Annotated in this window: 18 protein-coding genes; 13 read left to right on the forward strand and 5 right to left on the reverse strand. The window is 69.4% G+C overall.

All coding sequences use genetic code 11. The features are described 5' to 3' along the window. Positions 1-7 precede the first annotated feature (7 nt). The 3 genes from ACFOSH_RS36625 to ACFOSH_RS36635 form a co-directional block, all read right to left on the reverse strand. Positions 8-1,276, reverse strand: a complete 1,269-nt coding sequence (locus tag ACFOSH_RS36625; protein ID WP_378245012.1) for an exo-beta-N-acetylmuramidase NamZ family protein — start codon at positions 1,274-1,276, stop codon at positions 8-10. After that, entirely contained in the window at positions 1,273-3,078 is a 1,806-nt protein-coding gene (locus ACFOSH_RS36630) for a glycoside hydrolase family 3 protein (protein ID WP_378245014.1), read from the reverse strand. The genes ACFOSH_RS36625 and ACFOSH_RS36630 overlap by 4 nt, the downstream gene beginning before the upstream one ends. 576 nt (positions 3,079-3,654) lie before the next feature. After that, on the reverse strand, positions 3,655-4,452 hold the full coding sequence (locus ACFOSH_RS36635; protein WP_378245016.1) for an HAD family hydrolase: 798 nt from the start codon (positions 4,450-4,452) through the stop codon (positions 3,655-3,657). Between the two features lie 594 nt (positions 4,453-5,046). Here ACFOSH_RS36635 and ssd point away from each other — a divergent pair. From ssd to ACFOSH_RS36675, 8 genes are all read left to right on the forward strand, one after another. Continuing rightward, a complete protein-coding gene (gene ssd, locus ACFOSH_RS36640) occupies positions 5,047-6,120 on the forward strand; it encodes a septum site-determining protein Ssd (RefSeq protein WP_378245018.1) in 1,074 nt (357 codons plus the stop codon). Beyond that, entirely contained in the window at positions 6,117-7,259 is a 1,143-nt protein-coding gene (locus tag ACFOSH_RS36645; protein ID WP_378245020.1) for a TadA family conjugal transfer-associated ATPase, read from the forward strand. The genes ssd and ACFOSH_RS36645 overlap by 4 nt, the downstream gene beginning before the upstream one ends. After that, the gene (locus ACFOSH_RS36650) at positions 7,256-7,996 is read left to right on the forward strand and encodes a type II secretion system F family protein (RefSeq protein ID WP_378245022.1); all 741 of its coding nucleotides are present in this window, start codon (positions 7,256-7,258) and stop codon (positions 7,994-7,996) included. The genes ACFOSH_RS36645 and ACFOSH_RS36650 overlap by 4 nt, the downstream gene beginning before the upstream one ends. After that, positions 7,990-8,568 carry a type II secretion system F family protein gene (locus ACFOSH_RS36655; protein WP_378245024.1) on the forward strand — a complete coding sequence of 193 codons (579 nt, stop codon included), beginning with the start codon at positions 7,990-7,992 and terminating at the stop codon, positions 8,566-8,568. The genes ACFOSH_RS36650 and ACFOSH_RS36655 overlap by 7 nt, the downstream gene beginning before the upstream one ends. A gap of 15 nt (positions 8,569-8,583) precedes the next feature. Then, positions 8,584-8,757: a DUF4244 domain-containing protein gene (locus tag ACFOSH_RS36660; RefSeq protein ID WP_378245026.1), complete on the forward strand. Its 174-nt coding sequence runs from the start codon at positions 8,584-8,586 to the stop codon at positions 8,755-8,757. Further along, positions 8,757-9,101, forward strand: coding sequence for a TadE family type IV pilus minor pilin (locus ACFOSH_RS36665; RefSeq protein ID WP_378245028.1), 345 nt, complete (start codon positions 8,757-8,759; stop codon positions 9,099-9,101). Before ACFOSH_RS36660 ends, ACFOSH_RS36665 begins: the two co-directional genes overlap by 1 nt. Then, complete coding sequence (locus ACFOSH_RS36670) at positions 9,098-9,454, forward strand: Rv3654c family TadE-like protein (RefSeq protein ID WP_378245030.1); 357 nt, start codon at positions 9,098-9,100, stop codon at positions 9,452-9,454. The genes ACFOSH_RS36665 and ACFOSH_RS36670 overlap by 4 nt, the downstream gene beginning before the upstream one ends. A 419-nt stretch (positions 9,455-9,873) precedes the next feature. Then, on the forward strand, positions 9,874-10,500 hold the full coding sequence (locus tag ACFOSH_RS36675; RefSeq protein WP_378245032.1) for a bifunctional DNA primase/polymerase: 627 nt from the start codon (positions 9,874-9,876) through the stop codon (positions 10,498-10,500). A gap of 25 nt (positions 10,501-10,525) precedes the next feature. On the opposite strand, the gene ACFOSH_RS36680 is transcribed toward ACFOSH_RS36675, so the two are convergent. Beyond that, positions 10,526-13,009, reverse strand: a complete 2,484-nt coding sequence (locus ACFOSH_RS36680) for a DEAD/DEAH box helicase (protein ID WP_378245034.1) — start codon at positions 13,007-13,009, stop codon at positions 10,526-10,528. Between the two features lie 320 nt (positions 13,010-13,329). Here ACFOSH_RS36680 and ACFOSH_RS36685 point away from each other — a divergent pair, with 320 nt between their 5' ends. The 4 genes from ACFOSH_RS36685 (at position 13,330) to ACFOSH_RS36700 (ending at position 17,627) form a co-directional block, all read left to right on the forward strand. Beyond that, complete coding sequence (locus ACFOSH_RS36685; protein ID WP_378245036.1) at positions 13,330-15,624, forward strand: sodium-translocating pyrophosphatase; 2,295 nt, start codon at positions 13,330-13,332, stop codon at positions 15,622-15,624. A gap of 116 nt (positions 15,625-15,740) precedes the next feature. Further along, the gene (locus tag ACFOSH_RS36690; protein ID WP_378245038.1) at positions 15,741-16,292 is read left to right on the forward strand and encodes a hypothetical protein; all 552 of its coding nucleotides are present in this window, start codon (positions 15,741-15,743) and stop codon (positions 16,290-16,292) included. Positions 16,293-16,396: 104 nt separating this feature from the next. After that, positions 16,397-16,981 carry a hypothetical protein gene (locus ACFOSH_RS36695; protein ID WP_378245040.1) on the forward strand — a complete coding sequence of 195 codons (585 nt, stop codon included), beginning with the start codon at positions 16,397-16,399 and terminating at the stop codon, positions 16,979-16,981. A 34-nt stretch (positions 16,982-17,015) separates the two neighbouring features. Continuing rightward, positions 17,016-17,627: a hypothetical protein gene (locus ACFOSH_RS36700; protein ID WP_378245042.1), complete on the forward strand. Its 612-nt coding sequence runs from the start codon at positions 17,016-17,018 to the stop codon at positions 17,625-17,627. Between the two features lie 84 nt (positions 17,628-17,711). On the opposite strand, the gene ACFOSH_RS36705 is transcribed toward ACFOSH_RS36700, so the two are convergent. Beyond that, complete coding sequence (locus tag ACFOSH_RS36705; protein ID WP_378245044.1) at positions 17,712-18,524, reverse strand: S1 family peptidase; 813 nt, start codon at positions 18,522-18,524, stop codon at positions 17,712-17,714. 269 nt (positions 18,525-18,793) lie between these two features. Here ACFOSH_RS36705 and topA point away from each other — a divergent pair, with 269 nt between their 5' ends. Next, positions 18,794-21,718 (forward strand): type I DNA topoisomerase, encoded by a 2,925-nt coding sequence (topA, locus tag ACFOSH_RS36710; RefSeq protein ID WP_378245045.1) that lies wholly within the window; start codon positions 18,794-18,796, stop codon positions 21,716-21,718. Positions 21,719-21,910 lie beyond the last annotated feature (192 nt).

The raw sequence follows: 21,910 nt of genomic DNA on the forward strand, positions 1-21,910 counted from the left end.
GTTCCCTTCAGCGGTAAAGAAGATGGCGACGGCGTTTCCGGTCGAACTCGGTCAGCTCCGCCTGCCAGGACCCGACGATCTCGTCCGCTCCGGCGCCTTTGTCGATCATCGTGCGCAGCCTGTCGGAGCCGGAGAGCTTGTCGAGGAAGTTGTCGGGGCGCCACTTGAACTTGTCCGGGTGCACCTGTTTCGCGGTGACGAACATGGTGACCGCGGTGCGGATGGCGTCGAACGCCCGCGGGTCCGTGATCGTCACCTGCACACCGCCGCAGGGCTCGTTGACGAACTTGCCGAACGTCGGCACGAAGTACGTCTCGCGGAACTTCACCCCGGGAAGCCGGAGTTCGCCGAGCTTTTCGCGCCAGCGCCAGTCGAGACCCGGCGCGCCGATGATCTCGAACGGCCTGGTGGTGCCGCGGCCTTCGGAGAACACGGTGCCCTCGAACATCCCGGTGCCGGGGTAGACGAGCGCGGTGTCCGGTGTCGGCATGTTGGGGCTCGGCGGGATCCAGGTCAGGCCGGTGCGGTCGAAGAGCTGATCACGTCGCCAGTCGCGCACTTCGACGATTTCGAGCTTGCCCGGCGTGACGCCCTCGGCGGGCAGGAACTCGGCCGCGAAGAACCGCGCGAGTTCGCCGACGGTCATGCCGTGCTGCTGCACGATCGGCTTCCGGCCGACACCCGAGGCGTACGCCGGGTCCAGCATCGGCCCGGCGGCCTTGCCGCCCAGCGGGTTCGGCCGGTCCAGTACGACGACCGCCGCGCCGACCTTCGCCGCCGCGACCATCGCTGTGTACAGCGACCAGATGTAGGTGTAGAACCGCGCGCCGACGTCGGCTATGTCGAAGACGACGGTGTCGACGCCCGCCTTCGTGAACATCCCGGCGAGCTTCGTCGCGTCGGCGCCGTACGCGTCGTACACCGGCACACCGGTCCGCGGGTCGGTGTAGTCGCCTTCGGAGCCGCCCGCTTGCGCGCTGCCGCGGAAGCCGTGTTCCGGCCCGAAAGCGGCGAGCGGCCGGACCCCGGCGGCGACCATCGAGTCGACGATGTGGTCGCCGTTCGCCAGGACGCCGGTCGGGTTCGACAGCACGCCGAGCTTGCGCCCGGCCAGCGCCGCCCAGCCGCGGGCGGCGAGCACGTCCGCTCCGGTCCGGGTGAGCGGGGGACCTTTGCTCTCGCTTTCCGGCTGCGCCCGCGCGACCGAGGAGCCCGCCGTCAGCGCCGGGACCGCGAGCGCGCCGGTGGCGAGGAAGTGGCGGCGGTTGAGGTTCACCAGGTCAGCCCGTGACCGAACGGGTACTTCACCGTGCCGACGTCCTTGCCGGCGGGGACGTCCACCGGCAGCTTGCCCTGCGGCTTCACCTTCCCGAGGATGACCTTCGCCAGCGCTTCGAGCGACGGCGTGATGTAGCCGTACGTCGCGAGCCACGTCTTGACCGGGTTTTCGTAACCGGCGTCGTAGGGGATCTGGGCGGCGACCGCGACCACGGGCTTCCCCGTGTCGGTCAGCGCCTGCAACAGCTTGCCCTGCAACGGATACGTGCCGACGTTGTTGGTCAGCACCACGACGAGGTCGACGTCCTTCGCCGCCGCGACGGCCTGCGCGATCTGCGCGTCTGTCGGGGTCTGGCCGGTCTGCAGCGCTGTCGCCTGCGTTCCGTGCGCGGTGAGTTTCGAGGCCAGCGCTGTCGTCGTGCTCGCGCCCCAACCGGTGACGAGCGTCTTCGCGGGCTGCTGCTTGAGCGGCAGGACGCCGCCGTCGTTGCGGATCGCGGTGACCGATCGGTCGGCGATGCCCTGCGCGGTCGCGAGGTTGGCCGGGACGCCGACCTTCGACATCACCTTGGCCGGGTCGACGAACGGCGAGGTCAGGATTCCCCGGTTCAGCTTGAGCTTGAGCACCCGCAGGACACTCTCGTCGATGCGCCGCTCGGTCAGTTCACCCTTGCGGACAGCGTCGAGCACCGAATTGATCGCGACTTCGAGGTTCACCGGCATGAGCAGCTGGTCGATGCCCGCCTTCAGCGCGAGTACCGGGATCTCCGCGTCGGTGTGCATCGCACGTACCGCGTCCATCTCGAGCGAGTCCGTGATGGCGACGCCGCGATAGCCCAGCTCATCGCGCAGCTTGCCGGTGAGGATCGGCTTCGACAGCGTCGCGGGTTCGCCCGACGGGTCGAGGCTGGGGAACTGGATGTGCGCGCTCATGATCGAGTCGATGCCCGCCTTGATGGCGGCCTTGAACGGCGGCACGTCCGTCTCGCGCCAGCTGGCTTCGCTCCGGTCGATCCGGGGCAGTTCGAGGTGACTGTCCGTGGCCGCGTCGCCGTGGCCGGGGAAGTGCTTCGCGGCGGCCGACACCGTTTCCGAGCGCCGTCCGGAGTCTTGGAAGCCCTTGACCTGGGCCCCGACGAACTGGCTGGCCAGATCCGGGCGGCCGGAGAAGGACCGGACGCCGATCACCGGGTTCGCCGGGTTCGAGTTCACATCGGCGTCGGGGGCGAAGTCCTGGTTGATGCCGACGGCGCGCAGTTCGTGCCCGAGGATCCGGGCGGCCTCCTGCGCGGCCTTGGTGTCACGGCCCGCCGAGATCGCCATCGCGTTCGGCAGTTCGGTGGCGGGGGCACCCATGCGGGTGACCGTGCCACCCTCCTGGTCGGTCGCGATCTGCAACGGGATGCGGGCACCGCTGCGGATGGCGGCCCGCTGGAGCCCGTTCGACAGCTTGGCGACCTGGACCGGGTCGTCGAAGTTGTCGCGGCTGGTGTTGTTGAAGTAGATGACACCACCCAGGTGGTACTTCTCGATCACCTGCGCGGGGGTGTCCACGCCGAAGTCGGCCTTGTTCTTGGCGTTGACCTCGTCGGCGGACTTGCCGTTCACCCACGTGACGAACAGCTGGCCGACCTTCTGCTCCAGAGTGAGCCCGCGCAGCGTCCGCTGAGCCTCCGCGTCCGCGGTCACCGGCTGCGCGGTCGCCGGTACGCCGGCGACGGCGAGGGTGAGCAGACCCGCGAGGGGCAAGGCGAGCGCATGGATCCTCCGATGACGGGCGTGCGCGGTTCGGGTCGTCACCTCAAGCCTCCCAGATTCGTGCCTGACTCTCAGATGGAAAGAAGTCCACCTGGAAGCACTGATATCCGGAAGCTACCCACGAGCACTTTGCTTGTCCATCGGCAACCCCAGCGATCGGTCCGTTCATACACAAAGGGACGCGAAGGGGCCTGTCACGCTTGAAAACGGGGGTAAAACACTGGCGGCGCCCGTCGGCAAGAAGCCGGCGGGCGCCGCCAGTCAGTGCGGGCTACTCGGGCGACCAAGCGTGCAACTCTGGTCGTACCTTCATGGACTCGGCGTCCGGCGTCCCGGTACGCAGTCCCTAGACGACGAGCCTCCCGCGGCGCGCTGCGCGTGGGTACCCGGTGTCCGCACACGGAGATTCGCCGGGGTGGAACAGGCTTCTCTTCTACCTGTTCCCTGGCCGACCGAACGTCCGCACCTTCTTTCTACGCCGTGAGCCGGGTCACTTCAAGTGCGCAGACGGGTGCACCGGTACAGAGGCTCGATCTAGTGACACGGGCACCCTCCGCGACGGACAATTCGCCGCCCTGGCTGCGAAAACAGGTTCCGTACCGCCGTCCGGGTTCGCGTTCAGCGGGTGCGTTTACGCCGGTTGTAGCCGTACCAGGTGGCCCCCGCGGCGACGGCGCCGAGCGCGACCAGGCCCGCCGACCGGGCCGGGATCCGCGTCCGCAACGACATCGGATGTTCGAAGGCGAGGATCTCCCAGCCCTGTTCGGTCGCGTGCTTGCGCAGCACGCGGTCGGGGTTGACCGCGTGCGGCCGTCCGACCACCTCGAGGAGCGGGATGTCGGTGCTCGAGTCGGTGTAAGCGTGGCACTGGGTGAGGTCGTAGCCGTACGTGGCAGCGAGTTCCTTCGCGGCGACGGCCTTGTTCTCGCCGTAGCAATAGAAATCGACTTCGCCCGAGTAGCGGCCGTCCACGATCTGCATCCGCGTGGCCACGCTGCGCGTCGCGCCGAGCATTTCGGCGACCGGGGCGACGACCTCTTCGCCGGTCGCCGACAGCACCACGACGTCGTGACCGTCCGCGCGGTGCGCGGAGATCAGTTCCGCGGCCTCCGCGTAGACGAGCGGGTCGACGACGTCGTGCAGCGTTTCGCGGACGATCGCGGACACCTGCGCGACGTCCCATCCGGCGCACAGCGCGGAAACCTCGGCCCGCATCCGCTCGGTCTTCGCCGCGTCCGCGCCCGCGAGGGAGAAGACGAGCTGGGCGTACGCGCTGCGAAGGGCGGCTCGGCGGTTGATCAGGCCTTCGCGCAAAAGAGGTTTGCTGAAGGCCAGCGCGCTCGAGGACGCGATGATCGTCTTGTCGAGATCGAAGAACGCCGCGACAGGGCTCTGCGTCGTGCTGGGTTGGGCCACCCGCCAAGGATAGGAGAGCCGGACGGCCACGCGCCCGTTGGTCGACCACGATCGGGATACGGCGGTGGAAATTTCACGACCGCACCCCCGATCCGGCGCGTCGTGCCGTTATCGAATTGTGGGTACGGTCCTCGCCCGCAACGGGCCGGTACCGGAGTTACAGTGAGATTGTCCGGTGTAGCACCGGACCCAGGTTCAGTCCGACCCCCCGGGGCTGAACCCCAGGCGGCCCTCGTCCCTCCCCCCTGGCGAGGGCCGCCTCCTAACTTCCCAACCCCTCAATGGTTCAGACCTCATCGGTCGCGGAAACCTCGCTGGGGCAAGGCCGAACCGGTCGCTGTTCGTAAACTTTCTTTTCTCTCAACACTTTTCCCGCCCGGTTCGACCCGGAACGGTGCGGGCGCGTTCGGCGTGGAAAAGCCGGGAATCATGCTGGAAAGGGCCGACGGAAACGCCCGGAATCCGGTTTCCGGCGGCTGAGTTGTCCACAACACCCCAGTTGTCCACAGGTGGCGAGGAATGGTGTTGTGCGCGGCCGGATCCGGCGGGACCGTGGAGTCACCGCCCGAGTCCGACCGAATACCTGGGGGAGCCATGACCGAGGAACATCCGCTCGTCGTCGCCGGAGACGACATCCTGCTCGACGAGATCCTGCGCGTGGCGGCGGCCGCGGGGTGCGAGGTCGATCGCGCACCCGATCTGGACGCCGCTCGCGGGAGATGGGCCCGCGCGCCGCTCGTGGTGCTCGACGAAGAGGCCGCGAGCGCGCCGAACCGCCTGCTGCGGCGGAACAAGGTCCTGCTCGTCTGTAAGGGCGCGCCGACCCCGGTGACCTGGGAGCGCGCCTTCAACACCGGTTCGGAGAAGGTCCTTTCGCTGCCGGACGAGGAAGGTGACCTCATCGGCGAGTTCGCCGATGTCGTCGACGGCCCGGCGCGTGATGACGGCGTCGTCATCGGGGTCATCGGCGGGCGGGGTGGAGCCGGCGCCTCCGTGCTGGCGGCCGCAGTCGCGTACCGGGCGGAGAAATCCGGGAGCGGCGGGCTGCTCGTCGACTGCGATCCGCTCGGCGGCGGTGTCGACGTCCTCCTCGCCGCCGAACGCGATCGCGGGCCGCGCTGGCCGGAGCTCGACCTCGGCGGCAGGGTGTCCATGACGGCGTTGAGCGAAGCTCTGCCGCGGAAAAGGTACGCGAGCGGCTCACTGTCCTTTGTGTCCTACGGAAGGGGAGGGCGCGGTCCAGGGCCGGACGCGATCGAGGGCGTGCTGTGCGCCGGACGGCGGGCGGGGCGGACGGTCGTCTGCGATCTGCCGAGGTATTTCGGCGCCGAAACGTCCGCCGTGATCGGGCTGGCCGATCTGGTCGTGGTCGTCGTCCCGTCGGAACTACGCGCCTGCGCGGCGGCGAAACAGGTCTTCGCCAGGCTCGAACCCCACGCGGCGCGGATCGGTGTCGCGGTCCGGGGTCCGTCGCCCGCAGGGCTGGTCCCGCAGGAGATCGCCGACGCCGTCGGTGCCCCGCTCATCACGTCGATGGGCCGCGAGCGATCCCTTTCGGCCGCCCTCGATCGCGGCGAGTTCGTCCCGAGGCGTCGCGGACGTCTGGCCACGGCCGCCGCCGAGGTCCTCGCGGCCGCACGCGGAGATCTGGCCGGTGCCTCGCGATGACCGACGAACTGGTCGAGCGGGTCCGGCGGCGGCTGGCCGGATCGGCCGTCCCGGCGGATCCGGTGAGCGTCGCGCGGGCCGTCCGCGCCGAAGCGGGCGGCGCGCTCTGTCAGGACGCGGTCCTCGGGGCGGTCCGGCTGGCCCGGGACGAGTTCGTCGGTGCCGGTCCGCTCGCGCCGCTTCTCGCGAAGCCCGGCGTCACAGACATTCTCGTCACCGCACCGGACGAGGTCTGGGCCGACACCGGCGGAGGTCCTCAAAAGACAGAAGTCCGTTTCGCGGACGAGGAAGCGGTCCGCAGACTGGCCGAGCGGCTCGCCCTCGCCGGCGGGCGGAGACTGGACGACGCGCAACCGTTCGCCGACTGCTGGCTGCCGGGAGTGGGCCCGCCGGGACGGATCCGGATGCACGCCGTCCTCCCGCCGATCGCGCCCGCCGGGACGGCCCTCTCGCTCCGCGTTCTCCGGCCCGCCACCCACGACCTCGCCGAACTGCGGTTGCGCGGGGCGTTCGGCACCAGCGGCGCGAACCTGCTCGAATCGGTCATCCGGCGACGGCTCGCGTTCCTCGTCTCCGGCGGGACCGGAGCGGGCAAGACGACCTTGCTCTCCGCGTTGCTCGGCGCGGTGTCCCCGGGAGAACGCATCGTCTGCGTCGAGGACGCCGGCGAAGTCCAGCCGGACCATCCGCAGTTCGTCAGCCTGATCGCGCGCCCGGCCAACGTCGAAGGCGCGGGCGAAGTCGGCCTCGGTGAACTGGTGCGGCAGGCGTTGCGCATGCGCCCGGACCGCCTGGTCGTCGGCGAAGTGCGCGGCGGGGAGGTCTGCGCGCTGCTCAACGCGATGAACACCGGGCACGAGGGCGGAGCCTGCACTCTGCACGCCAATTCGCCGTCGGAGGTCCCGGCGCGGATGGAGGCGCTGGCCGCGCTCGGCGGACTGAAGCGGGACGCGCTGCACAGCCAGCTGACCGCGGCGGTACGGGTGGTCCTGCACATGCGCCGCCTGCCGAGCGGGATCCGGCGGCTCGACGAGGTCGGCGTCCTTCGATCGCTGCGAGGCGAGGCCAGTGTCGTCCCGGTCTGGAGCCAGGGCGACTGGATCGGCGACGAGACGCCCTTCGAGGAGATGGCGGCATGAACCCCTGGTTCCTCCTCTCCTGTGGCGCGGGGCTGGCCTGCTGGCCGAGGCCGTCGGCGCGCACTCCGTTCGCCTGGCGCCTGCCTCAGGCCGTTCGCGCGGGCTGGTGGCCGCTGCCCGCGTTGTGCGTCCTGCCGCTCCTCGGGCTCGGCTGGGCACTGGCGACGCTGATGCTCACCTTGACCGTCCGCCAGGAGCGCCGGTGGCGGGCACGGGCGAAGACGGCGCTGGCCGAAGCCGAGCTCACCGCGTCCGTGCTGCGGACGATGACCGGCGAACTCCGGGCGGGCGCCCATCCGGTGGCGGCGGCCGAGGCCGTCGCGGAAGCGGTGCCCGCGGCGTCCGGACGGTTGCGCGGGCTGATCGCGGCCGCCCGGCTCGGCGGCGGGACGGCCGATCCGGACGCGCCATCGGCGCTGGTGAACGCGTGGGCGCTCGCGGGCCGGTACGGGCTTCCGATGGCCGGCGTGCTCGACGCCGCGCGACGGGACGCCGAGGCGGAGATCGGTTTCCGGCGTCGTCTCAAGGCCAAGATGGCCGGTCCGAGGGCGAGCGCCGCCGTACTCGCCGTCCTCCCTCTGCTCTGTCTGGTGCTCGGCGAGGCGATGGGCGCGAGCCCGGTCCGTGTCCTCTCCGGGACAGGCGCCGGTCAGTCGCTGCTCGTCGTGGGGAGCGGGCTGATCTGGGCGGGGACGGCCTGGTGCCGGGCCCTCACCGGGCGGGTGGCGCCGTGCTGACCGGGGCGGCGCTGATCCTGCTGGGCGGTGCCGTCTTCTGCTGGCCACGCGTCGGTACCGGGACGATCGCGCGGCCAGGACGTCTCCTCACCTGGCTTCGGGAACGGGCCGCCCGGGACAAAGGTGTCTCCGAACTCCTCCGGTCCGCGGCCACCCTCGACCTGCTGGCCGCCTGCCTGGCGGGCGGGCTGCCGGTGCCCGTCGCGCTCGAAGCCGTCGTGCCGACGGCGTCACCGGAGACCGCGGTGGCTCTGCGCGCGGTGGCGTCGCGTCTCGCCGTGGGCGTCGGACCGGGCGAAGCGTGGGCGCCGATCCGTGATCGGCCCGGCCTGACCGAACTGTCCGTCGCCGCCGTCCGCACGGCGAGGGCGGGCACCGCGCTCGCGACGCACGCGAAGGACCTCGCTCGAAGGCTGCGCGAGTCGCTCTCCGCCGAAGCCGAGGAACGCGCCGAACGGGCCGGAGTGCTGCTGGCGGCACCGATCGGTCTCTGCTTCCTGCCCGCGTTCCTCTGCCTCGGTGTCCTGCCCGTCGTACTCGGCCTCGCGGGTCGTCTCGACGGCCTCCTCTGATCGAAAGGCGAACCCATGAGCAAGCTCCCCACCCTCCGCGAAGACGACGGCATGGCGACGGTCGAGTACGCCATCGGCATCTTGGCCGCCGCCGCGCTGGGCGGTGTCCTCTACCTGATCGTCAACAGCGAGGCCGTCGTCGCCGGGCTCACCGCGCTCATCGAGCGGGCCCTGTCGGTGAAGTTCTGATGCCCGGCGAAGACCGCGGATCCGTCACGGTGGAGGCCGCGCTCGGCATCGGCGCGCTCACCTTCGTCGCGGCCCTGCTGTTCGCCGGGATCGGCGTCGCCACCGATCAGCTCCGCTGCACCGACGCGGCCCGCGAGGCCGCCCGGCTCCTCGCCCGTGGCCAGCCCGCCCGTGCCGAACAGGCGGTACGGGAGATCGCGCCGCCCGGCGCGCGGCTGGACGTCGTCCGCGAAGGCGACACCATCACCGCCGGCGTCGAGGCCGAACCGGTGGCCGGGTTGCTGCCGGGTATCCGGCTGCGTTCTCACGCTTTCGCGATGGCCGAGCCGGGCGGTGGGCCGTGAGCGGGGACGATCGCGGCGCCGCGACCGTGTGGGCCGCCTCGATCGTCGCCGTCCTGATCTGCGTGGCGGCGTTCACCTTCCGGATCGGCGCCGCCGTCACGGCCCGGCACCACACCGAGGCCGCCGCCGATCTGGCGGCGCTCGCCGCGGCCTCGTCCGCGGCGGACGGTCCCGGCGCGGCCTGCGAGCGGGCGCGGCAGGTGGCCGCCCGGATGTCGGTCTCGCTGCTGACCTGCCGGTGGGTGCGAGGCGACGCCCTGGTCGAAGTGCGGTCAGAGCTGTCGGGACACCTCGCGGCGGTCGGGCAGGCCGAGGCGCGGGCCAGGGCGGGCCCGGTTGACCGGCCGCCGTGACGAGCGTCGCACGGTGAACGGTCGACCGGCGGTGACCGGCCTGTCGTACGGGTGAGTAACCGCCGGGCGCGAGCAGCGGTCGTTGACGCGCGGCGAGCGGTCGAAGTCATGATCAGCGCTCCGCCGAACGGTCGCGCACCGCCGGTCGTGAGCGTGGTCACAGGGCGGAGGATGCCCAGCTCGGCTGCGACGAACGGCCCCGGACCGGTCGCGCACGGCCGTTAATCGGACGTCCGGCCTTCGGTCCGTCCTGTCGCACTACCGCGCGTTCATCGCTAAGTAACGGCCGGTTGTCGCGTGAGGTCTTCTCCCGATGTGCAACTTGCCGTTTATTGAGATGTGCACCACCTCGAGAAGGTCGCCGGGTGGCAGCACAGCAGGACCACACAGGACAGAGTTGACCTGAGGCAGGGACAGTAATGTTGGACGCGAATTGGCCGGACAGCTGGCGTGGCGCCTTCCGCATCGAGATGCGGGCGGAGGCGATCGGCCTCGCATGGCGTGGCTGGCCGGTGCTCCCGGGTGCCGAGCCCGCCGCGATCACCGCGGAAGGTGACGACCTCACCTGGCGGCGTCCCGTCCCGGCCCAGGACAACTGGCGTGAACTGATCGAGACCCACCCGCACGAGGTCGCCACCTGGTTCGGCGACGACACGCACAGCCTGCTCGTGGCCACCGGCACCGTGCTGGACGCCATCGAGGTCGACGACGAGCTCGGCAAGGCCGCCGCCCGTCTGCTGCGCGCCACCGGTCACCCGGCGCCGATCGTCGCTATGCCGAACGGCCGCTGGCTGTTCCTGACCACCGCCGCCGCGAGCATCCCGCGGGAACTGGCCGAGCATGCCTCGGTCCAGTGGCACGGCGCGAACGACTACATCCCGCTGCCTCCGTCGCCGTTCCAGCACGGTGTCGTGCACTGGCGGGTCAAGCCCGAGGTCTGGGGCTGGCAGCTGCCCGAGGCCGCCGAGGTGCACGACGTGCTCGTCCGTGCGCTGGCCGGAGACCAGGCCGCCGCCCCCGTGGCGAGCCTGACCACCGCCGCCTGATCAACCCACGATTCACCCCACAATTTCAAAGCTCCAAGTGGCCTGACTGGGACCCGTGCTGACGCAACGCCCCGAGCACGGTGTCCAGAACGGCCACTGCCCCCGCCTTGTCCAGCGGATCGTTGCCGTTCCCGCACTTCGGCGACTGGACGCAGGACGGGCAGCCGGCCGGGCATTCGCAGGAAACGATCGCCTCCCGCGTTGCGGCCAGCCAAGGGACAATTGCGGCAAACCCGCGATCGGCGAATCCCGCACCCCCGGGATGGCCATCGTGCACGAACACCGTCGCCTCCCCGGTGTCCTCGTGCCACGCGGTAGACACCCCGCCAATGTCCCAGCGGTCGCAAGTAGCGAACAGCGGTAGCAGGCCGATCGCCGCGTGCTCGGCGGCATGCAGGGCACCGGGGACGCGCGCCGGATCCAACTCGGCGCTCGTCCCCGGTGCTCCGCCAAGTTCCTTGGTCCCCACCCTGGAGCCTCCGGTCCCCACCGGCTCCAGAACTTCGGTCCCCCGCCGATGGCCCCCGGTCCCCGCCACGCCATCGGAAACCCCGGAGCTGTCGGAACAGCCGAGCAGCTCCGCCGAAATCGTGTACCAGACGGCGCGGGTGTGCAGGCTCTGTTCCGGCAGGTCCAGCGGAGTCTGGTCCAGCACCTCACCCGACGGACGTCTCCGCAGGTAGCCGACTACTTGCGAACTCACCGAAACCTCGCCGAGGTTCACCGTGATCCCGCCGTGCACCCGGCGCTCTTCGGTGCGCAGCACACTGATGTCGACGATCTCGCGCGGCGACGTGGTCCAGTCCGGATCCTCCGCGTGCACCAGGGCGAGCCCGGTCTCCAGATCCAGTTCGTCGACCAGATAGGACGAACCCTGGTGCAGGTACACCGCGCCGGGATGCACCGCGTAGCAGGCGGACCCCGGGTCGACCGTGCCGAGCATCCGCCCGGAATCGGCTTCCACCACGGCGATCTGCTCGCCGCCGGAACCGCGGATGCCGACCTCGGCGTGCGGACGGTCCCGCGAAGTCCAGTACCAGCCGCTCGTGCGGCGCCGGACGATCTTCTCCTTGACCAGATCGGCGAGTACGGCACGCGCCGCGTCACCGCCGAAGGCCGCGACCTCCGGTTCGGTCAGCGGGAGTTCGGCGATGGCGCAGGCCAGCTGCGGTCCCAGTACATACGGATTCGACGGGTCGAGGACGGCGGCTTCCACCGGCCTGTCCAGGATCGCGGCCGGATGGTGCACGAGATAGGTGTCCAGCGGATCGTCGCGGGCCACGAACACGACCAAAGCCGAGTCACCCGCGCGCCCGGCCCGGCCCGCCTGCTGCCAGAACGACGCGAGCGTTCCCGGATAACCGGCCAGCACCACCGCGTCCAGCCCGGCGATGTCGACGCCGAGTTCGAGCGCGTTCGTCGTCGCCACCCCGAGCAACCGCCCGGACTGCAACGCCGCTTCGAGCGCGCGCCGCTCCTCCGGCAGGTACCCGGACCGGTACGCGGCGACGGTTTCCGCCAGCGAACCGTCCACTTCGGACAGAATCCGCCGCGCGCCGATCGCCGTCAGCTCCGCGCCTCGCCGCGACCGGACGAACGCCAGCGAGCGAGCGCCCTCGATGACCAGTTCGGCGAGGATCCGTGAAGCCTCGGCGCCCGCCGAGCGCCGGACCGGTGCCCCGTTCTCGCCCGAAATCTCCGAAAGCAGCGGGGGTTCCCACAACGCGACCGTGCGGGCGCCGCGCGGCGAGCCGTCCTCGGTGACCGGGACACAGTCCTGCCCGGAGAGTTTCGACGCGAACGCCGCCGGATCCGCCGTCGTCGCCGACGCGAGAACGAAGACCGGCGAAGCGCCGTAGTACGCCGCGACCCTTCGCAACCTGCGCAGCAGCAGTGCCACGTGGGAACCGAAGACGCCGCGATAGCTGTGGCATTCGTCGACGACGACGAACGAGAGCCGCCGGAAGAACCGGGACCAGCGCGCGTGCGACGACAGGATCCCGCGGTGCAGCATGTCCGGGTTCGTGAACACCCAGTTCGCGTGCGCGCGGACCCAGTCCCGCTCCTCCATCGGGGTGTCACCGTCGAACGACGCCGCTCGCGCCTTCTTGATCTCCAAAGAGGAAACGGCGCGCAGCTGGTCGGCGCCGAGCGCCTTGGTCGGGGACAGGTACAGCGCCGAAGACCGCTCGTCCTCGACCAGCGCCGAGAGCACCGGCAACTGGTACGCGAGCGACTTGCCCGAAGCCGTCCCGGTGGAGATCACGACGTGCCGGCCCGCATGGACCAGCGACGCGGCTTCCGCCTGATGCCGCCACGGCGCCTCGACCCCGCCCGCTCTCAACGCCTCGACGACTTCGGCCGCCACCCATTCCGGCCAGTCCACCGAATCCGCCGCGCGGGCGGGCAGTTCGGTCACATGCGTGACCGGGTACAGCGAAGCCGGGATTCCCGCCGTCGCGCGGTCGAGAAGCCGCCGTCCCTTACCGGATTCCGCCGTGCCGTCCACCTTCGGAAGCTTCGCACAACGCACCGACAGAAACGGGCCACCGCCGGAGGCGAACGACGCCGGAAGGGGGCCGCGGATGATCGATACAGTGATCAGACTCACAAGGTAACGGAACGTGCGGTGGCAGGGACGCCTTGCCGCCCGCCATCCCACTACCAATACACTCCCGCAATCCACACCGTCTGTGGCGAGCGTCATGTGAGACGTACCTTGCAGTGCGACTAGCGTGACATTCGGTTCAGATCCCCATGCCAACGCACGGGCCGCCGGTCCCATCGGCGGATCGTCGTTGGCCAACGGCGACGTCTCCAGGAGGACGAATGTCCCGGCAGTTCCTCGCGGCGGGCGAACTCACGCTCACCGGAGGTGGTTACACCATTGTCGGTGTAATCGCCGTGGTCGCCCTTGCCGCACTGGTCATCGGCTACGTACTGCTCAAGGAGGTGCTGGCCGCCGGCCAGGGCACCTCCAAGATGCAGGACATCGCGAAGGCAGTGCAGGAAGGCGCGGCTGCCTACCTGAAACGGCAGCGCAACACCCTCGTGATCTTCGGGGGAATCGTGTTCGTGCTGCTCTTCGCTTTGCCGGCCGATGACTGGAACGAGAAGATCGGCAGGTCGATCTTCTTCCTGGTCGGCGCGGGCTTCTCCTTCGCGATCGGCTATCTCGGCATGTGGCTGGCGACGCAGGCGAACCTGCGCGTCGCGGCCGCTTCGCGGGAGCCCGGCGGCCGCGAGAAGGCGATGCGCCTCGCGTTCCGCACCGGTGGCGTCGTCGGCATGATCACCGTCGGCCTCGGCCTCTTCGGTGCCGCGGTGGTCGTCCTGGTTTACACCGGACAGGCCCCGAAGGTGTTGGAGGGCTTCGGTTTCGGTGCCGCGCTGATCGCGATGTTCATGCGTGTCGGCGGCGGTATCTTCACGAAGGCCGCCGACGTCGGCGCCGACCTGGTCGGCAAGGTCGAGCAGGGCATCCCCGAGGACGACCCGCGCAACGCGGCCACCATCGCCGACAACGTCGGTGACAACGTGGGCGACTGCGCCGGGATGGCGGCGGACCTCTTCGAGTCGTACGCGGTCATGCTCGTGGCGGCGCTGATCCTGGGCAGCACCGCCTTCGGCGTGCACGGCCTGATCTTCCCGCTCATCGTTCCCGCCATCGGCGTGATCACCGCGGTCATCGGTGTCTACATCACCAAGGCCAAGGCGGGCGAAGGCGGTCTGGTCACGATCAACCGCTCCTTCTACATCTCCGCGGCGATTTCCGCGGTGCTCTCGACGATCGCGGCGTTCGTCTACCTGCCCGGTTCGTTCTCCGAGCTGACCAGCGGCGCCACGAGCGAGCCCGGCAACCCGGCTGTCATCGCGACCATCTCGGTGATCATCGGCATCGTGCTCGCGGCGATCATCCTCAAGCTCACCGGGTACTACACCGGCACCGAGCACAAGCCGGTCAAGGAAGTCGGCAAGTCCTCGGAAACCGGTGCGGCGACGGTGATCCTGGCCGGTATCTCGGTCGGGTTCGAGTCCGCCGTGTACACCGCTCTCGTCATCAGTGCGGCCGTCTTCGGCGCGTACCTGCTCGGTGGCGGCGTCGCGCTGTTCGCCGTGGCGCTGGCCGGTACCGGTCTGCTCACCACCGTCGGCGTCATCGTCGCGATGGACACCTTCGGCCCGATTTCGGACAACGCGCAGGGCATCGCCGAGATGTCGGGCGACGTCGACGAAGACGCCGCGCAGATCCTCACCGAGCTCGACGCGGTCGGCAACACCACCAAGGCCATCACCAAGGGCATCGCGATCGCCACGGCGGTCCTCGCGGCCACGGCGCTGTTCGGGTCCTATCAGGACGCGATCAGCAAGGCGCTGAAGTCGATCCCGGAGGCGGCGGAAGCCAGCACGAGCGCGCTGAACTTCTTCGTGAACTCGGTGGTCAGCCCGAACACCCTGGTCGGCGTGATCGTGGGCGCGGCGGTCGTGTTCATGTTCTCCGGTCTCGCGGTCAACGCGGTGTCCCGGGCCGCCGGCGCGGTCGTCTACGAAGTGCGCCGCCAGTTCCGCGACATCCCGGGGATCATGGAGGGCACCACCCGTCCCGAGTACGGCCGCGTCGTCGACATCGTCACGCGTGACTCGCTGCGTGAGCTGACCACACCCGGTCTGCTCGCGGTCTTCGCCCCGATCGCGGTCGGCTTCGGCCTCGGCACGGGCGCGCTCGCCGGTTACCTGGCCGGTGCGATCGCGTCCGGCACCCTGATGGCGATCTTCCTCGCCAACTCCGGTGGCGCCTGGGACAACGCGAAGAAGCTCGTGGAGGACGGAAGCCACGGCGGCAAGGGTTCCGCCGGGCACGAGGCCACCATCATCGGTGACACCGTTGGTGACCCGTTCAAGGACACCGCCGGTCCCGCGATCAACCCGTTGATCAAGGTGATGAACCTGGTGTCGGTGCTGATCGCCCCGGCGATCGTGCAGTTCTCGATCGGGGCGGACGCCAACGTCGGCGTCCGGGTCGGGATCTCGCTGGTCGCCGTCGCGATCATCGTGGCCGCGATCGTCGTTTCCAAGCGTCGCGCGTCGGTTCTTTCCGACAGTCCCGCGGAAGCGAAGGCATAACGCCGTAAAGCAGTACCCACTGGGCCCGCCACGTTTCCCGTGGCGGGCCCAGTGCGATGTCCTGGCAGGTTAATCTCTGCGCGTCACACTGATCCTGATCCGGGGGAGTCCCTGTCATGAGGCGTTCGTTCGCGCTCTTCACCGCCGCATTCCTGCTGGCCGGTTGCGGTGGTGCCGAGACGACCGCGACCGCCCCGCCTCCTTCTCCCGCGCCCGTGGCGGGCGGCTCTTGGATGGACGGCTTTTGCGGCTCGCTGATCGACTTCGCCAAGATCGGCGACTTCAGGATGCCCGACTTCGAGCAGGACGACCCCGCGAACGCCCGCAACGCGATGGACGAGGCCTTCGGGGTGTTCGCGCCCGGTTTCGACAACGCCGTCACCGGCCTGAAAGGGCTCGGTCAGGCGCCGAGCGCGGAAGCCGAGAGCGCGCGCAAAAGCATCGTCGACGCGCTGACACCGATCCGGGACCAGGTCGTCGCCGCGAAGGCGAAACTGGACGCCGCGCCGAAGGACGACAAGAAGGCCACGGCGGAGGCCGCGATCGCGTTCCGGCGAATCGGGTCGGACATCAACGACATGCCCGACCCGTTCCAGCAGCTGGAAACGAACGCTTCGTTGAAGAACTTGGCCGGACAGGCCCCGAACTGCAAGAAGTTGCCCTCCTGACCATTCTTTCCCGCCGTGTCGATCGCCCGGCGATTTGCATTGCCCCCCGGTATCGGTACCGTCGGGGGCCAGCTGGGAAGTCGTGGAGGTCGGGAGGTGTTTTCGTGCGGCCGCGGTTCACCGTCCTTGCCGCGCTAGCAACAGGTATCGGGCTCGGCCTCGCCGGGTGCGGGCAGCAGCCCGCGGTGACTTCCCACGCCAGACAAGAAGGTCTCGCGACGGTCAGCGCGTCGGAGGCCGACCCCATCTCCGCCTGGGCCGAGGGATACTGCGGCGCTGCGGGCGGACTCGTACGCACGCTGGCGACGTTGCCCAGCGTCGATCCGAGCACGCCCCAGCAGGCCTCCCGGACCTCCGGTGAGCTGATGGCCTCGGTGGTCGAAGGGCTGAAGCGCACTTCGGCGGCGCTCGCGAACCTCGGTCCGGCCCCGGTCGCCGGTGGCGACGCCTCACGAGCTGCCGCCGTCGCCCAGTTCGACGGCATCAGTGCCCGCGCCGACGACGTCCGCCTCCGTCTCGACTCCTCAACCGACCCCGAGACGACGAAAACGGCGCTTCGCGACGCGAGGACCTCCCTCGACGAACTCGACCGTCTCGACCTTCTCAGGGGCCTTAATGACGTCCCTCAGCTCGCTTCGGCCGCCAGCCGGATCCCGGTCTGCCAGGAATTGGTCAAGCAACCGCGCTGAGTCATCGCGCTGTCACTGGCCATGACTCGAACTTGTGTTCTATTGTGTCCGGGTGGACGGGACGATCTCGCTCTTCTCGGCGGAGGCGAGCGGGCCTGGGCTCGCCGACCTCGCCGGAGTGCTGTGCGGGCCCGGGCGGATGACGGGCTTCGGGCGGACGGCGGCACGGCTGTCCGCCCTGGTCGACGAGCCTTGGCGGGCGGGTGCCCTCGCCAGGGAATGCCGTCGTCGCGGCGTCCAGGCGCAGGTCTCGGCCGCCGAATGCGGGCGGCCGCTCGTGAGAACGCCGTTCCGGGTCGATCTGCTGCCGCTGGAGCAGCGCTGGGCCCGTGGTGAGGGGAAGGTCCTGCCGGCCGGGTTCCGGCTCGACGGGGCGATGCTGAGGATGTGGGCGCTGGCGGCGGGCAGTCCGCAGGGCAATGGTTACCTGCTCGCGCTCGATCCGGAGGCGCCGGAGACGCATGAACGGCTGATCGCCGCGCTGGCTCAGCTGGGCGTGCCGGCGAAGGTGCAGAAGGGTGAAGATGCGCTGCTCCGGGTCACCGGACGGCGGCGGCTCGCGCACGTCCTGGAGCTGATCGGGGACGCACCCGCCGGGGCGGAGCCCGCTTGGCCCAGTTTGGTGCCCGTCGTCCGTGCCGTCTGATCTCACGTAGACGCTATGAAAGGTCCTTTCCTTGCAAATTTCGCAAGGAAAGGACCTTTCATAGCACCGGACGAAGGGGTGTCGTCAGGGTTTCGGTGCCTTGCAGTTCGGGTTCGCCAGGTCCAGTTCACTGTGTGCGAGACAGGAGGTCAGCTGATAGGTCTGTTCCCCGTAGTTGATGCCCTTGCGCACGGTCACCTGCCCGGCGGCGTCGACTTCGCACGGGTTGTTCATCGTGCACCGCTGGCCGCTTTCGTTGCCGGTGTTGTTGACGCCGACGACCTTGCCCGTCGAGGTCTCGACGATCGGCGACCCCGAGGTCCCGCCGATCGTCTTGCACGCCGGGGTGTACCTGATCGAGTCCTTCCAGACCCAGTCCGCCTCGTGCAGCTCGTGGACGAAGCCGTCGACGTTGCAGGAGTAGATCTTCTTCCAGTACCCGGACACCACGTCCATCGCGACGCCTGCCGACGGACGGGTCGGCGAGAGCGTCAGCGGGGCGATACCGTAGGTCGACTGGATCTTGGAGTAGCTGGTGTTGAGCTGGTAGAGCGAGACGTCCGTGTCGGTCATCGTCGCGTAGAGCAGCTTCTTCGCCTTGAGCGTGCCCAGTGACGAGCGGCCGTCCTTGGACAGCAGGCTGAAGGTCCGTGATGACGGCTGATTGACGAGTACTTCTCCGGGTTCCGGGAAACCTTCCAGCAGGCAATGCCCGTTGGAGAGGACGAGGGCCGGGTCGCCGAGGCTCGCCTCGGGCGGCTTGACCACCGACCCGGAGCAGTTCGACAGGGCCACGGTTCCGGCGAAAGTGGTCGTCGCCGCTTCCGCGGGGGCGGCTCCGACCAGGGCGGATGCGGTCAGCATGGCGAACAGTGTGCCGAGGAGTCGTCGGGTCACGTGGAGTCCTTTCGGGTCGGCGTGGATATCAAGTGAAGCGTTGGCGGCCACGGTGTCACCACCGTCGAACGGAGGGTGTTCACCCCGTCACGCGGTACCCCAGGCGGACGTGTCGGACATCACGTGCTAGGTGTTGAAAGGAAACATCGACGAGGTCAGCGGCGATGCGCTGGACACACGATCGGCGGCGTGTTGCACCACCTAGCCGTGGTCGGGGCGGTGCGAGCGTGCACACTGACGGGTCGAGAGGCGGCGCGCAGGCGCCGAAGATGAGCGGAGAGCAGGACAGCGTGGCAGGAGCACGGACGAAGAAGAGCGCGGCGTCGGACGACGGCGCCGGCCGTCGTCGGCTGGTGATCGTCGAGTCGCCTACCAAGGCCCGCAAGATCGCCCCGTACCTCGGCGGGAACTACGTCGTGGAGTCCTCCGTCGGACACATCCGCGATCTTCCCCGCGGCGCGGCCGACGTGCCCGCCCAGTACAAGGGTGAGTCGTGGGCGCGGCTGGGTGTCGACGTCGACAACGACTTCAAGGCGCTCTACGTCGTCACACCGGACAAGAAGTCCAAGGTCACCGAGCTGAAGAGCCTGCTGAAGGACGTCGACGAGCTCTACCTCGCGACGGACCCCGACCGCGAGGGCGAGGCCATCGCGTGGCATCTGCTGGAGACGCTCAAGCCGAAGGTCCCGGTCCGCCGGATGGTCTTCCACGAGGTCACCGAGCAGGCGATCCGCGCCGCGGCCGACAGCACCCGTGAGCTCGACGGCGACCTGGTCGACGCGCAGGAGACCCGCCGCATCCTGGACCGGCTCTACGGCTACGAGGTCTCGCCCGTGCTGTGGAAGAAGGTCATGCCGAAGCTTTCGGCCGGCCGCGTGCAGTCCGTGGCGACCCGGATCGTGGTCGAGCGGGAGCGCGAACGCATGCGCTTCACCTCGGCGTCGTACTGGGACATCTCGGCGACGATGGAGAACACGGCCGCGGGCACCGAGAACGGCGAGCCGCGCAACTTCCCGGCCAGGATGATCGCCGTCGACGGCGCGCGCCTGGCCACCGGCCGTGACTTCGGCTCGGACGGCAGGCTCAAGGCCTCGAACAACGAGATCCGTGTGCTGGCCGAGGCCGACGCGGTCCGGCTGGCCGAGGCGCTGAAGAACCGTGACTTCAAGGTCGCGAGCGTCGAAGAGAAGCCGTACACGCGCAAGCCGTACGCGCCCTTCATGACCTCGACCCTGCAGCAGGAGGCGGGCCGCAAGCTGCGGTTCACCTCCGAGCGCACCATGCGGATCGCGCAGAAGCTGTACGAGAACGGTTACATCACTTATATGCGTACCGACTCCACGACGCTGTCGGAGTCGGCGATCTCGGCGGCGCGCAGTCAGGCGACGCAGCTGTACGGCAAGGAATACGTCTCGCCGTCGCCGCGCCAGTACACCCGCAAGGTGAAGAACGCGCAGGAAGCCCACGAGGCGATCCGCCCCTCGGGCGAGGTCTTCCGCACGCCGGGCCAGGTCGCGAAGGATCTGGACACCGACGAGTACCGCCTTTACGAGATGATCTGGCAGCGCACGATCGCGTCGCAGATGGCGGACGCGAAGGGCACCACGATGTCGGTGCGCATCGTCGGCACGGCCACCAGCGGCGAGGAGTGCACGTTCGCCGCTTCGGGCCGCACGATCACCTTCGCCGGGTTCCTCAAGGCCTACGTCGAGGCCGTCGACACCGAGAGCGGTGGCGAAGCGGACGACAAGCAGAGCCGGCTGCCGCAGCTGGTCAAGGACCAGGCGCTGAAAGCCACCGAGCTGAACCCGGACGGGCACACCACCTCGCCGCCGGCGCGGTACTCGGAGCCCAGCCTGGTCAGCAAGATGGAAGAGCTGGGGATCGGCCGCCCGTCGACGTACGCGTCGATCATCAAGACCATCCAGGACCGCGGCTACGTCTGGAAAAAGGGTTCCGCGCTGGTGCCCTCCTGGGTCGCGTTCGCCGTGATCGGCCTGATGGAGCGGCACTTCGAGCGGCTGGTCGACTATGACTTCACCGCCGGCATGGAGGACGAGCTCGACCGCATCGCCGCCGGCAACGAGCACCGGACGCAGTGGCTGTCGAAATTCTACTTCGGTGGCGACATGGGCGTCGACGGCTCCGTCGGCCGCCTCGGCGGGCTCAAGAAGCTGGTCGGCTCGGGTGTCGAGGACATCGACGCCCGTGAGATCAACTCGATCCCGCTGTTCAGCGACGCCGACGGCCACACCGTCGTCGTGCGCGTCGGCCGCTACGGCCCGTACCTCGAGCGCGAGGTCGACGGCGCGTCGCAGCGGGCGAACCTGCCCGAGGACATGCCGCCGGACGAGCTGACCCCGGCGATCGCGGAGAAGCTGTTCGCGACGCCGCAGGAAGGCCGCGTGCTCGGCAAGGACCCGGTCAGCGGGCACGAGATCGTGGCGAAGGAAGGCCGCTTCGGCCCGTACGTCACCGAGCTCCTCCCCGAGCCCGAGCCGCTGCCCGAAGGCGCGACAGCCGCGCAGAAGAAGGCCGCGAAGGCGAAGCAGCCGAAGCCGCGTACGGGTTCGCTGTTCAAGTCGATGTCGATCGAGACGATGAACCTCGAAGACGCGCTGAAGCTGCTCTCGCTTCCGCGCGTGGTCGGCAAGGACCCGGAATCCGGCGACGAGATCACCGCGCAGAACGGGCGCTACGGGCCGTACCTGAAGAAGGGCACGGACTCGCGTTCGCTCACGACCGAGGACCAGCTGTTCTCGATCACGCTCGAAGAGTCGCTGAAGATCTACTCGGAGCCGAAGCAGCGTGGCCGGTCCGCGACCGCGAAGCCGCCGCTCAAGGAACTGGGCGACGACCCGGTGTCCGGCAAGCCGATGGTGGTCAAGGACGGCCGCTTCGGCCCGTACGTGACCGACGGCGAGTACAACGCGACACTGCGGAAGTCGGACAGCATCGAGGAGCTGACCGCCGAGCGCGGCGCCGAACTCCTGGCGGAGAAGCGCGCGAAGGGCCCCGCGCCCAAGCGCAAGGCCCCGGCGCGGAAGCCGGCGGCGTCGAAGACGGCGGCCACCAAGACGGCCGCGGCCAAGAAGACCACCGCCACCAAGACCGCGGCGTCGAAGACAACGGCCGCGAAGACGACTGCGGCGAAGAAGCCCGCCGCACGCTCGACGGCCACGAAGACGAAGTAGCGCACCTGCCGCAAGTGTCATGAAAGGGGCGTTCAGGACGAAAAACGTCCTGAACGCCCCTTTCATGACATCCGGGGACGAGGTGAACCGAACCTCGGCACGCCCGATGCGTTCGACCGGTCCGTGCCGCCGCGCTCGCCGGCGAAGCGAGGGCTCAGCCGAGCAAATCGGTCGACCGCCGACCGCTGACCG

The organism is Amycolatopsis speibonae, from assembly GCF_042647925.1.
Lineage (GTDB): Bacteria > Actinomycetota > Actinomycetes > Mycobacteriales > Pseudonocardiaceae > Amycolatopsis > Amycolatopsis speibonae.

What these genes read in the sequence shown, in the direction of transcription:
- topA (WP_378245045.1), top strand. Translation starts at nt 18,794, where the DNA reads ATGAGCGGAGAGCAGGACAGCGTGGCAGGAGCACGGACGAAGAAGAGC.
- ACFOSH_RS36690 (WP_378245038.1), top strand. Translation starts at nt 15,741, where the DNA reads ATGAGGCGTTCGTTCGCGCTCTTCACCGCCGCATTCCTGCTGGCCGGT.
- ssd (WP_378245018.1), top strand. Translation starts at nt 5,047, where the DNA reads ATGACCGAGGAACATCCGCTCGTCGTCGCCGGAGACGACATCCTGCTC.
- ACFOSH_RS36685 (WP_378245036.1), top strand. Translation starts at nt 13,330, where the DNA reads ATGTCCCGGCAGTTCCTCGCGGCGGGCGAACTCACGCTCACCGGAGGT.
- ACFOSH_RS36665 (WP_378245028.1), top strand. Translation starts at nt 8,757, where the DNA reads ATGCCCGGCGAAGACCGCGGATCCGTCACGGTGGAGGCCGCGCTCGGC.
- ACFOSH_RS36645 (WP_378245020.1), top strand. Translation starts at nt 6,117, where the DNA reads ATGACCGACGAACTGGTCGAGCGGGTCCGGCGGCGGCTGGCCGGATCG.
- ACFOSH_RS36660 (WP_378245026.1), top strand. Translation starts at nt 8,584, where the DNA reads ATGAGCAAGCTCCCCACCCTCCGCGAAGACGACGGCATGGCGACGGTC.
- ACFOSH_RS36675 (WP_378245032.1), top strand. Translation starts at nt 9,874, where the DNA reads ATGTTGGACGCGAATTGGCCGGACAGCTGGCGTGGCGCCTTCCGCATC.
- ACFOSH_RS36650 (WP_378245022.1), top strand. Translation starts at nt 7,256, where the DNA reads ATGAACCCCTGGTTCCTCCTCTCCTGTGGCGCGGGGCTGGCCTGCTGG.